The sequence below is a fragment of the Acutalibacter sp. JLR.KK004 genome, assembly GCF_036941085.1.
Taxonomy (GTDB): Bacteria; Bacillota; Clostridia; order Oscillospirales; family Acutalibacteraceae; genus Acutalibacter.
Window position 1 is genome coordinate 198,883 of the sequence record NZ_JAYMNQ010000003.1, and the last position, 12,342, is coordinate 211,224.

8 protein-coding genes are annotated in these 12,342 nt (G+C 58.6%); all 8 read left to right on the forward strand.

Annotated elements, in window-relative coordinates; translation table 11 throughout:
* Position 1: 1 nt before the first annotated feature.
* The 8 genes from VSQ30_RS18770 (at position 2) to VSQ30_RS18805 (ending at position 12,306) form a co-directional block, all read left to right on the forward strand.
* The gene (locus tag VSQ30_RS18770) at positions 2-3,487 is read left to right on the forward strand and encodes a phage tail tape measure protein (RefSeq protein ID WP_334466459.1); all 3,486 of its coding nucleotides are present in this window, start codon (positions 2-4) and stop codon (positions 3,485-3,487) included.
* Positions 3,484-4,320 (forward strand): phage distal tail protein domain-containing protein, encoded by an 837-nt coding sequence (locus VSQ30_RS18775; RefSeq protein WP_334466461.1) that lies wholly within the window; start codon positions 3,484-3,486, stop codon positions 4,318-4,320. The genes VSQ30_RS18770 and VSQ30_RS18775 overlap by 4 nt, the downstream gene beginning before the upstream one ends.
* Complete coding sequence (locus VSQ30_RS18780; RefSeq protein ID WP_334466463.1) at positions 4,307-5,389, forward strand: hypothetical protein; 1,083 nt, start codon at positions 4,307-4,309, stop codon at positions 5,387-5,389. Before VSQ30_RS18775 ends, VSQ30_RS18780 begins: the two co-directional genes overlap by 14 nt.
* Positions 5,379-7,556 carry a hypothetical protein gene (locus VSQ30_RS18785; protein WP_334466465.1) on the forward strand — a complete coding sequence of 726 codons (2,178 nt, stop codon included), beginning with the start codon at positions 5,379-5,381 and terminating at the stop codon, positions 7,554-7,556. The genes VSQ30_RS18780 and VSQ30_RS18785 overlap by 11 nt, the downstream gene beginning before the upstream one ends.
* Positions 7,557-7,628: 72 nt before the next feature.
* Positions 7,629-8,048, forward strand: coding sequence for a phage holin family protein (locus VSQ30_RS18790; protein WP_334466467.1), 420 nt, complete (start codon positions 7,629-7,631; stop codon positions 8,046-8,048).
* Entirely contained in the window at positions 8,045-9,376 is a 1,332-nt protein-coding gene (locus tag VSQ30_RS18795) for an N-acetylmuramoyl-L-alanine amidase (protein WP_334466469.1), read from the forward strand. The genes VSQ30_RS18790 and VSQ30_RS18795 overlap by 4 nt, the downstream gene beginning before the upstream one ends.
* 99 nt (positions 9,377-9,475) lie before the next feature.
* A complete protein-coding gene (locus tag VSQ30_RS18800; RefSeq protein ID WP_334466471.1) occupies positions 9,476-10,231 on the forward strand; it encodes an exodeoxyribonuclease III in 756 nt (251 codons plus the stop codon).
* Positions 10,231-12,306 (forward strand): reverse transcriptase domain-containing protein, encoded by a 2,076-nt coding sequence (locus VSQ30_RS18805; RefSeq protein ID WP_334466473.1) that lies wholly within the window; start codon positions 10,231-10,233, stop codon positions 12,304-12,306. Before VSQ30_RS18800 ends, VSQ30_RS18805 begins: the two co-directional genes overlap by 1 nt.
* Positions 12,307-12,342 lie beyond the last annotated feature (36 nt).

A 12,342-nucleotide genomic window follows, 5' to 3' on the forward strand; every position in this document is an offset into this window, starting at 1 on the left:
TGTGGGTGCAAGACGGATCGCTGGCATCACGGTCGAGATAGGCGGCGACACCACAAAACTGACCACCGCCCTCAAGGATGTGGACAAGGCCCTCTCCACTACCCAGAGCAGCCTCCGGGATGTGAATAAGCTGCTGAAGCTGGACCCCGGCAATACGGAGCTGCTGGCACAGAAGCACAGGCTGCTGGGTGAGGCCGTCTCCGAGACCAAGGAGAAACTGGCCACCCTCAAGACCGCCGCTGAACAGGCCAACTCCGCTCTTGCCAATGGGGAGATCACCCAATCGCAGTATGACGCTCTCCAGCGGGAGATCATCGAAACTGAACAGAAACTCAAGGATTTGGAGCGGCAGGCGGAAAATTCGTCTGTCGCTCTTCAAAAAATCGGGCAGGTGGGCGACAAGCTCCAAGCCGTGGGCGATAAGGTATCCGGGGTGGGTGAGACGCTCACCAAGTCGGTCACCGCTCCCGTGGTGGGCCTCGGCACTGCCGCTGTTGCCACCGCCGCCAACTTCGAGTCCTCCATGTCCCAGGTGCAGGCCACCATGGGCATTACCAAGGACGCTATGTCCACGGTCAACGGCGAAAGCGTCAACACCATGGACACCCTCTCCGCCCTGGCAAAGCAGATGGGCAGCGAGACGGCCTTCTCCGCCAGCGAGTGCGCCGAGGCTTTGAACTACCTCGCCCTCGCCGGTTATGACACCCAGGAGATGTGCGACACGTTGCCTACCGTCCTCAACCTGGCGGCGGCTGGCGGCATCGACCTGGCCTCGGCCTCCGACATGGTGACAGATGCCATGTCTGCCCTGGGCATGGGGACGGACGAGGCCACCACCATGGTGGACCAGATGGCAAAGACCTCGTCCACCACAAACACCTCGGTGGCCCAGCTTGGCGATGCCATCCTGACCATCGGCGCTACGGCGAAGTCCGTCAAGGGCGGCACCGCCGAATTGAACACCGCCCTCGGCATCCTCGCCAACAATGGCATCAAGGGGGCCGAAGGCGGTACACATCTGCGCAACGTCATCCTCTCCCTGCAAAACCCCACAGAAAAGGCCGCTGCCTGCATGGAGCAGCTTGGCGTGGATGTATACGACTCCGAGGGAAATATGCGCTCCCTCAACGATGTGCTGGGCGACCTCAACACCTCGATGGATGGCATGACCGCCGCCGAAAAGTCGAACATCATCGCCACCATCTTCAACAAGACCGACCTCGCCGCAGTCAACGCCCTTCTCGCCAACACCGGCGAGAGCTGGGACACTCTCCAACAGTCCATCACCGAGAGCGGTGGAGCTGCCCAGCAGATGGCGGATACGCAACTGGACAACCTCCAAGGCCAGCTCACCATTCTGAAGTCGGCTCTGGAGGGCCTCGCCATCTCCATCGGGGAGCTGCTCATGCCAGTCATCAAGAACATTGTGGCTGGCATCCAGTCCTTCGTGGATTGGCTGAACAGCCTGGATGAAGGCACCAAGCAGACCATCGTCACCATCGGCCTGATCGTTGCGGCGGTGGGGCCAGTCCTCATCGTCATTGGCAAAGTGATCTCGGCGGTCGGCACCATCCTCTCGGTGGTGTCCAAGATCGGCCCGGTCATCTCCGTGGTCAAGACCGCAGTTACCGGCTTGTTCACGCTGCTGGCGGCAAACCCCATCGGGCTGGTGGTCGCGGCCATTGCCGCCCTTATTGCCATCTTCGTAGCCCTCTGGAACAACTGCGAGGGCTTCCGGGAGTTCTGGATCGGGCTGTGGGAGGCCATCAAGAGTGCGGCCATCGCCGCATGGGAGGCACTATCCTCCTTCTTCCAGGGGGCTTGGGAAGCCATCGTCAACTTGGCGCAGACCATCTGGGGAGGCATCGGCGACTTCTTCTCCGGGTTGTGGGAGGCTATTTCCTCCACGGCCCAGGCGGTTTGGAATGGCATCAGCGAGTTTCTTTCCGGTCTGTGGACAGGGATCGTCAGCACCGCCCAGACCATCTGGGGCGGTATCACTGAGTTCTTCTCCGGGCTGTGGGAAGGCATCCGCTCTGTAGCTGAAACCGTCTGGAACGCCATCAGCAGTTTTCTCTCCGGCCTGTGGACGGGCATCGTGACCACCGCCCAGACCATCTGGAGCGGTATCTCCGCATTCTTCTCCGGGCTGTGGGAGGGCATCCGCTCTACCGCCGAGGCGGTGTGGAACGGTATCAGCACTTTCCTCTCCACCATCTGGACAGCCATTTCCACAGCGGCGCAGACCATCTGGAACGGCATCGCCACCTTCCTGTCCACCCTTTGGACAACCATCTCCACTACGGCCCAGGCCGCATGGAACGGGATCAAGGAGTTCCTCTCCGGCATCTGGGAGGCCATCAAGGGTGTGTTCACCGCCGCGCTGGAAGCCATCAAATCGGTGGTGTGCGGGGCTTGGGAGGCCATCAAGAGCGTGGTCACCACGGCGATGGAGGCGCTCAAAACTGCTGTCACCACTGCATGGGAGGCAATCAAGACTGCCATCTCCACGGCGCTGGATGCTATCAAGACCGCCGTGAGCACAGCGTGGGAGGCCATCAAGACAGCGGTCACCACGGTCATGGAGGCCATCAAGACCGCCATCACCACAGCATGGGAAGCAATAAAGACCGCTGTGCTGACGGTCATGGAGGCGGTGAAAACCGCTATCACCGCAGCGTGGGAGGCAATCAAAACCGCTGTCACTACGGTGGTCAATGCCATCAAGGAAACAGTGGTCACGGTCTGGGAGGGCATCAAGGAGGCCGTTTCCGGCATTATGGGCCGCTTGAAAGAGGCCGTGGTCAATGCCTGGAACGCGCTGAAGGAGGCCGTGTCCAATGTGGTCAACGCCATTCGGGAGGCCGTCACCGGGGTGTTCTCCAAGCTGGCGGAGGGTGTGTCCAACGCCATGAAGAACGTCCTGGACGCGGTAAAAAACGGCTTCAACTTCGTCAAAGACCACATCCTCGGCCTGGGCAAACAGGCCGTGGGCTGGGGCCGCGACCTTATCATGGGCATCGTCAACGGCATCAAGGGGGCCATCGGCGCGGTCAAGGACGCTGTGTGCAGCGTGGGCGACACCATCCGCTCCTTCCTCCACTTCTCCGTCCCGGACGAGGGGCCGCTCACCGATTATGAGTCCTGGATGCCCGACTTCATGGCTGGACTTGCCAGGGGCATTGAGCAGAGCCGGGGAGCCGTCCGCGCCGCCATCGACAGCGTGGCGGACGATCTGGCCTTCACCCCAACTGTATCTGTGGCGGCGGGCAGCTTAGACGCTCTAAAGACTGGCAGCGGGAGATACACCGAGACTGCCGCTGCTGACAATGGCTCCGACCTGTCCGCTCGGCTGGACGCCATGTACGAGGTGGTCACCAAATACCTGCCCCGGCTGGCCAACCGCCAGATCGTGCTGGACTCCGGCACCCTGGTGGGCGAACTGTCCGATGGCATGAACAGAACGCTGGGGAGGAATCTGCTATGATCCGAAAATTCAGACTGACCAATGGCGTGGGGGACGGCTGGGACCTGAACAGCCGCTCCTCCTTCTTTCACGCCATCGCTGGCCTGGGCTTCAAGGACGGCACCCAATACGAGCAGGTCGGCACCGACTTCATCCCCCTGGAGGAGCTGTTCTCCCAGGGGGAGCTGTCGGGCCGCATCCTGTTCGGCGGAGCCGCCGCCTACCAGACCTACCGTGATTTCTCCCGGTTCGTCCGGGCGGTGCCGCTCACCCTCATCTACCAGACCGATGAAATTTACCGGGTCCCTGTCCGGCTGACCGAGCTTTCCAAGGGGGAGCTGATGGAGGGCGGCGGCGGTCTGATCTGCGATGTGACATTCCTCGCTACCGGGCTGTTCTACAAGAGCGTCACCCGGCAGAGCGGGGTGCTGTCCATCGGCGGAAAGGTGTATCCGTACACCTATACCTACTCCTACGCGGAGGTGTCCCAGAACACCCTGGTCATCGAAAGCGACAGCTACGAGGACAGCCCCTGCAAGGTCACCATCTTCGGCCCCTGCCTCAACCCGGTCTGGAAGCACTATGTGGACAATGAGCTGTTCGAGACGGGCCGCTACGAGGGCCTCATCATGGCAGACCACAAGCTGGTGGTGGATGCCACCGGCATTCCGTACAGCATTACCGAGCGCGGAGCGGCGGATGACATTGTTGCCGACCGCTATCAGCTCTGTGATTTCACCACGGAGCGGTTCTTCCATTTGAAACATGGGAGCAACCGCATTTCCGTTTCCCACGATGGGCTGAACACAGTGAAAATGATGGTGGAGGGGAAAATTTCGTATGAGACCGTATAGTGTAGAGATTTTCCGGCCTGACTTCACCATGGTCGGGAACACCAATGTCAACGAGGTCACCTACAAAGAGGACTACCTTACCTCGGACGAGAACACCATCACGGTGCTGGCTTTGCCCAATGTGCAGAAGCAGGACTTCATCCGCATCAGCCGGGGCAGCGAGGAGTACGCCGGGGTGGTCACCGAGATCGGCTACGGCACCGACCGTTCCAAGCGGCTCCAAACCATCTCCTACAAGCCCCTGGTGGAGCTGCTGAACACCTCCATCCTCTTTGACGTGGATGCCCAGGGCCAGGGGACGCTGGAGGAGTTTATCTGCGACCGGGTGCGTGAGACCTTTATCGACAACCCGGACACGCTCCAGAACATCCACGGCCTGTCCGTAGTCCATACCAGCGCCACTGCCGATTGGAGCCTCCGCATCACCCCGGCCCAGAGCGGCGGTCACTACAACATCGTCAACCTCATGGACTCGGTCATCATCCCCGCCATGCAGAAGTATGGCATTTTGGTGAAGGCCGCGCTGGACATCCAGAACCGGGAGATACACCTCTCGGTGGGCCGGGCCGGGGGAAGCATCCTCACCATCGAGGCTGACCTTCCGAATATCATCAAGAAAAGCGTCACCATCAAGCAGGTCAGCGCCGATGTAAACAAACTGGTGCTGTACGACAGCGCCGACTACGCCACCACCCGCACCTACTACCTCCACCCCGACCTGGGCTACGACACCTACGACCGGGACCGCATCACCCCTGTGGTCTGCGAGATGCAGGCGGTGCAGAGCGAGGAGGGCAGCACCTTCGATGCCGCCGCCATCCGCGCCGCCCACGACAAGTTCTCCGGGCTGGCCTACTCCAACCTCATCGAGCTGACCATGGCGAATGACGATGGGCTGGTGAAGCCGGAGCGGATAGAGTTCGGGCAGGAGGTGGACATCACCTCGGACGGGGTGGCCTATCGTAGCATCCTCACCGGGCGGGAGCGCGGGAAAAACACCAAGCTGGTGTTCGGCACCGTCCGGCTGGACCTGACTAAAATTCTAAGGAGGGGCGGCAATGGCCAATAACATCGTTTTGAAAACCTTTCGCGGCGGCAGCGTGACCCCGCTGGACGATGCCATCATCCAGCAGACGGTCATCGGCACCAACGGCATCTTCAAGGGCTGCAACGTGACCTATGCCAGAGGCAACGTCCTCCATGTGTCCCAGGGCTTCGGCATGATCAAGGGGCGGTTCTTCGAGGTGTACGACTGCGAGGTTGGCGTCATCCTCAACAGCGGCTCCGGCACCCTCCAAGGGCGGCTCTACATCCACATGGACCTGTCCAATGCGGACGAGCCGATCCAGCTCCTGACGGAAACGGCCTCGGTGCTGACCGACCTGACCGGGGACGAGGACGTGAACTTCAACAACACCGCCTACGACCTGGAACTGGCGACCTTCGGTGTGACCCGGACGGGCATCACCAACCTGGTGCCGACCTTCGAGAAGATCACCGGGGCCTCCGGCAGCGGCGGGGCCAGTTCCCTCCAGCGGTCCACCGAATACTTCAAGGGCGACTTCGTGACCTGCAAAAAAGCTCCTGGCTGGGTAACACTCTACTGCACCACTGCTGGTATGACCGCCGCCGCGGAGCCTGTGGAGTACGCTGGCATCGCCCAGGTGGGCGACACGGTGCAGGACGGCACCTGCGTGTTCACCGCCCGCGATGTGGTGGGCGAGATCGATGTGCTGAAGGACCTGTTCACCGACACCGAGACCAGCATCGCCGGTCTGGAGGACGGCCTCCAGGAGTTGCGGGAGGAGCTGAACCACAAGGCCGAGAATCTCCCGCCCCCGGTCGGCACCATCAAGTACAGTGCCGCCGACCCTGGCCCGGATTGGGTGAAGTGTGACGGCAGCTTTGTGAGCGAGGACGATTACCCCGAACTGCTCCCGCTGCTCAACCACAAAGAGCCGACCGCCACCGACCTGCTCACCGCCTACACAGCGGAAAAGGCCGGAGCCATCACCAATACCTGTGTGTTCAACGGCTCCATCTGGGCCTATCTGGTGGATGCCCACCTTCTGGTCAGTATTCCGCCCACCGGCACCGCCAAGACCATCCCTGTTTCTGGTGCGGAAACATTATCCAGCGCAAGCCCTGTTTATCTCTCCATCTGCGGTGGCTGTCTGTACCTGACACAGATTGGCGGTACTCAGACAAAGATTCTCCTATTTGAATTGGTGTCGTTCTCTGGTTCAGAGTCCTCAATTGAAATGACAGCGGTTACGACTTATAGGAGCGGTTCGGTCACTCAAACCGCTACCCAGTTCACGATCCCCTATGTGGTAGATGTGGGTGGCACAAAAATGATGTCCCTATCCATTAACGACACCTATTTCTACTACATTACATGGAAAGCAGGAGAATATGCCACTACCGCCCAACAGCAGCAGGGCTACTGCAGCGGTGCCAGCACCAACATGAACTATGTCTACTCAGCAAAGCTGGCGGCAAAATTCGGTTTCTCTCCGAAAAATCAAAACGAAGCCATCTATGCTTCCCGTTATTTGGGTGTGCGAGATGACAACGTTTATGGAATGAAGTTCTGGTTTAGCATCGCCTCTGTCTCTCAGTCACTCTATGGTACCCCGGAGAGTGACCCCTACTACTCATACGAAAGCTACACTGACATGAACGAGGCAATCGAAAAGGACACACGGGGTAAGTATCTAAAAAGATTTATTGCTGAGAATTACACTCCCCAGATGATCACGCTCCCCTCTGGGGCCAATAACGAATACCTCTACAATGTGGACCTCGTTGACCGAAAGGTCACTCTGATGCATGGAAGGTACAACGGCGGGACGCTGCCGGAGTGGAGAGACATCAACATCAAACTCCCGTCCAGGGCTGTTCTGTTCACCGATTCCGTCTGCTATGTGGCGGAGCAGTCCATGTGGTTCATCTTTGTGGGGACGGGGCTGCTGTTCGGCTCCAAGCTGGCTACAAGCGGCTGGGGCTACATCGACACCATGGGCCTCCTGGGGTTGGTGGCGAAGTATGGGTGCATCACCTATCTCCCCGGCGAGAACGCGCTGTATATCAGCGGGCTCAATACCGCTGGTGTCCCCGTGGTCTGCAAGCTGCTGTTCGATGGGACGATGGATTTCACCGGCGCGGGCGCGTGGCTTCCCGTGCTGACCAAAGACGGCATCCCGGCCTACATCAAGGCCAAGACAACCGAATAACGGATGAAGGGTTGTCCGCCGCTTGGCGGATGGCCTTTTTTATTACACATTTTTGAAACGGAGGGATTTTCCATGAAAGAGTTCTGGAACACGATCCAGATGGTGTTCACCGCTGTGGGCGGCTGGCTGGGCTACTTTCTGGGCGGCTGTGACGGCCTGCTCATCGCCCTGGTGGTGTTCACAGTGGTGGACTACATCACCGGAGTCATGTGCGCCATCAACGACCAAAAGCTGTCCAGCGAGGTCGGCTTTCGCGGCATCTGCCGGAAGGTGCTGATCTTCTTCCTGGTGGGAGTGGCGAACATCCTTGATGTGCAGGTCATCGGCACAGGCTCGGTGCTTCGGACGGCCATCATCTTCTTCTACCTGTCCAACGAGGGTGTGTCCCTGCTGGAGAACGCCGCCCACCTGGGCCTGCCTGTTCCCCAGAAGCTGAAGGACGTGCTGGAGCAGCTCCACGACCGGGCGGAGAAGGGCGGTGACGGGGAATGAAGCTGATCGAGTCCATCCTCACCAAAAATCCCTGCTACACCGCGGGCCGGAAGATCACGGTCAAGGGGCTGATGCTCCACTCCGTGGGCTGTCCCCAGCCCAGCGCCCAGGTGTTCGTCCGCAACTGGAACAAGGCCAGCTACGACCGGGCCTGTGTCCACGGCTTCATTGACGGCAACGATGGCACCGTGTACCAGTGCCTCCCCTGGAACCACCGAGGCTGGCATTGCGGGGCCAGCGGCAACAACACCCACATCGGGGTGGAGATGTGCGAACCGGGCTGCATCAGGTATACGGGTGGGGCCACTTTCACCTGCTCTGACCTTGCCACCGCCCAGGCCGTTGCCAAGCGCACCTATCAGGCGGCGGTGGAGCTGTTCGCCATGCTCAGCCGGAAGTTCTCCCTCGACCCGCTGGGGGATGGGGTCATCGTCAGCCACAAGGAGGGCTGCAAGCGGGGCATCGCCTCCAACCACGGTGACCCGGAGCATCTCTGGACGCAGCTCGGCCTGCCCTACACCATGGACACCTTCCGCAAGGCGGTCAAGGCCGCAATGGGCGGTGGGGCCGCTGCCCCCGGCGGTGTGTCCGGCACGAAGATCATGGGTGCGGCGGTGGCTACTGCGGAGCAGATGAAAGCCTACATCAAGGCCAAAAATCCGAAGGTCGCCCAGAACGTTCTGGACATGGTGCCGCTCTATCTGTCCGAGGGGGCAGCGGAGGGTGTGCGGGGCGACATCGCTTTTGCGCAGTCCTGTCTGGAAACCGGGAACTTCGGTTTCGCTGGCTCCGCCGTCACGCTGGAGCAGAACAACTTCTGCGGCATGGGTGTCACCGCCAATGGGCTGAAGGGTAATTCCTTCTCCACGGCCCAGCTCGGCATCCGTGCGCAGGTGCAGCACCTCAAAGCCTACGCCTCCACCGAGCCGCTGAAGGGTGAGTGCATCGACCCCCGGTTCAAGTATGTGGCGCGGGGCTGCGCCGAGGTGGTGGAGTGGCTGGGCCAGAAAGAGAATCCCCAGGGCAAGGGCTGGGCCACCGGCGCGGGATACGGGGCGAAGATCGTCACCATCCTCAAGGCTATCCTCGCCACCGCTGGCGGAGCTTCTCCGGCTCCTGCCGCCGTTCCCTTCAAGGTGAGGGTCACTGCCACCGACCTCCGTATTCGCACTGGCCCTGGCACCGACACCGCCATGACCGGGAAGTTCACCGGGGCCGGGGTGTTCACCATCACCGAGGTCAAGAACGGCCCTGGCTCTGCCAAGGGTTGGGGTAGGCTGAAGTCCGGCGCAGGCTGGATTGCACTCGACTACGCACAGAAAATCTAAGCCGTCGTGTCTACACCCCGCTGGTCTCATCAAGGCCAGCGGGGTGCCCCTTTGCGTTCCAAGTGAGAAATCAGTATAATGGGCGCGGAGGTGTCTGAAATGAAAATCATTTCTTGGAATTTGAACGGCCTGTTGTCCTGTGTGAAGCACAACTCATTTCAAGCTATCGAGGCTCTCGGAGCTGATGTGGTGTGTTGCCAGGAGATCAGAACAAAGCAGCAAACGCAGGTCATGGCTGGGTATCAGCACTTCTGGAATCCCAGCGAGAGGGATGGCTACTCTGGTACCCTCACCATGACCCGCAAAGCCCCAATCTGTGAGATTAGGGGTCTCGGCGTGGAAGCCCTTGACTGCGAAGGGCGAGTGGTCACTCTGGAATTTCCTAAACTATTTATTGTGAACGCCTACGCACCAAATTCGCAAAAGAATCTGCAACGGCACCAGTTCCGCACCGAATGGGATGAAGCGTTCAGGGGGTATGTGTGCAGTCTGGCGGAGGAAAAGCCTGTTGTCGCCTGTGGAGACTTCAATGTGGCTATGTCGGACATTGACATTTACCCAGAAAATCTTCGGCAGTATTGGGCGCAGATGGGATATGCGTCTGATGAGCGGTCTAACCTCGAAACCCTGATGGAGAGCGGTTTCACCGATGCCTTTCGTTACCTTTACCCTGACAGGGAAGGGGCTTACACCTGGTGGAGCAACCGACTGAAAAAACGGGAGCAGAATCGCGGCTGGCGGCTCGACTACTTCTTCCTCTCAGATGGGCTTGTCTCGCGGCTGGTCGATGTAGCACACCTGACGGACATTCTTGGCTCCGACCACTGCCCAATTCTGATGGAGCTTGACCTATAATGGGCATTGAATTCACAGATGAGCAGTTGGGAAAACTGTGGGACGATATCGACTGGCCCGCTGCCGAGGAAAAGCTGAGACGCTGGCAGGGGGAGTTGACAAAGGCGGCTTTTCGCAAGGACAGTAAAGCCGTGGGCGACATACAAAAACGCATCGTCAGAGACATGGACATCAAGTGCCTCGCTGTCCGGCACGTTGCCAACTCAGGCTCCGGCCCTGGGGTGGACGGTGTTCGATGGCGCACCCCAGGCCAGATGATGAGGGCGGCAATGCGCCTGACCTCAAAGGACTACCATGCACAGCCTTTGCGCCAGATCAACATCATATCGAAGAACACGGGCAAGGAGCGCAAGTCCGGGATACCGACCTACTTTGACCGGGCCATTAATGTCCTCTATGGATACTCCTTCATCCCCGTGGCAGAGGCCCAGGCAGAGAGGAAGTCCTTTGCTTTCCGTCCGGGCCGCTCAACGCAAGATGCCCAAGCCTATGTGCTGGAGAGCCTCAAAGGAAACAATGCGCCGAGCGTGGTGGTCTGCGGGGACATCAAGGCATACTTTTCGCATATTCACCATTCTTGGCTCTTAGAAAATGTTCCGATGGACAAGAAGGTGCTGCGGGAGCTGCTCTCCGTTGGGATAGTGTTTGCCGGAGAGCTGTTCCCAGCAGAGGGCGAAGGTATCTCTGAGGGAGCCAACCTATCCCCATATCTGGGGAATTATGTGCTGGATGGTCTGCAAAAATACATCTACCGCGGGCTGTTTGGAACAGAATACCCAGATGACTTTGCAAACGGAAATCTGATTAGGTTTGCGGATGATATCCTCATAACGGTACGCACCCGTACTGATGCGGAAAGGGTCATCGAATTGCTCTCCAGCTTTCTTGCTGAACGGGGCCTGACACTCTCCAAGGAGAAAACACACATCCGCACTGTTGACGAGGGCTTTGATTTCCTTGGGCAGACGTTCATCAAGAAGAACGGCTTTATCTATTCTTACCCTTCAGAGCGGGCCGTCCAAAGGATCATCACCAACTTGAAAGAGACGATTCAGACCTTTCGGAAGTCCCAGCGTGACCTTATCATTCTGGTCAATCAAAAACTGCGTGGCTGGGCAAATTACCATCGTTACAGCGATGCACGAGACGCATTCAAACGGGTCGATGCCGCCGTGCAAGCCGCTCTGCTTGAGGCCGCTTTCGCTAAACACCCCAAGCTGGCGAAAAAAAAGGTAATCGACAGATACTGGTACAAAGAGGCAGATGGTCGCCACTGCTATGCTTTGCCGGAAGATAAAAGCGTCCGTGTCATCCGGCTGGCGGACACCCTGCTTCTGGAACACGCAAAAATCAAAACAAATGCAAATCCATTCCTTGATACGGACTACATTGACCACCGCACCCATGCCAGCGATATCAGGAATGTTAATGGGAAGTATCGGGCCGTGTGGGAGCGGCAGGGTGGCATCTGTTTCTACTGCGGTCGCCCGATTTTGGTAGACCAACCCCGCACGGTGGTGCAGATAGACCTCTCCCGGCCTCCATCGATAAAAAACTCCGCTTATATCCACAAAATCTGTGAGCAGAGCAGTTTTGAGGTTTATAGGACGATGGAGGATATTGGAGCCATGACACCCTATGACGTTATGGCAGCTCTGGGAGAAATCGAGGCGGCTCCGCCAAAGGGGACGAGGCAAAAGAAGGAAATCCCGGAGAACTGGAAGCATATTAAACTGAAGCAGTATTTTGCTGCCTGTACTGCTGCCTCGGTAACTCTGACATTCAAGGAAATTGAAAAAATTGATGGTAGACCACTGCCAGCATCCGCAAGGAAGAATAAGGACTGGTGGTATCCACGGCAGAACTGCAACATGATGGCGGAGGCATGGCTGACCGAGGGCTATTCGCTCAAGTACATCAACTTTGAAAAGGGCAAAATCCAACTGGTCCGGGATGAGCTGGGCCGCTCAAAACTGGAGATTCCCAAAGCCCTGACATCACAGAAGTTACCAGACAATGCAGTTTTCGAGTTACAGCAGCACATGGCCTACATCATCAAAAAGTACCAGCTTTAACCATTCAACCCCAGAATGGGCCGGACAAAATCAGTC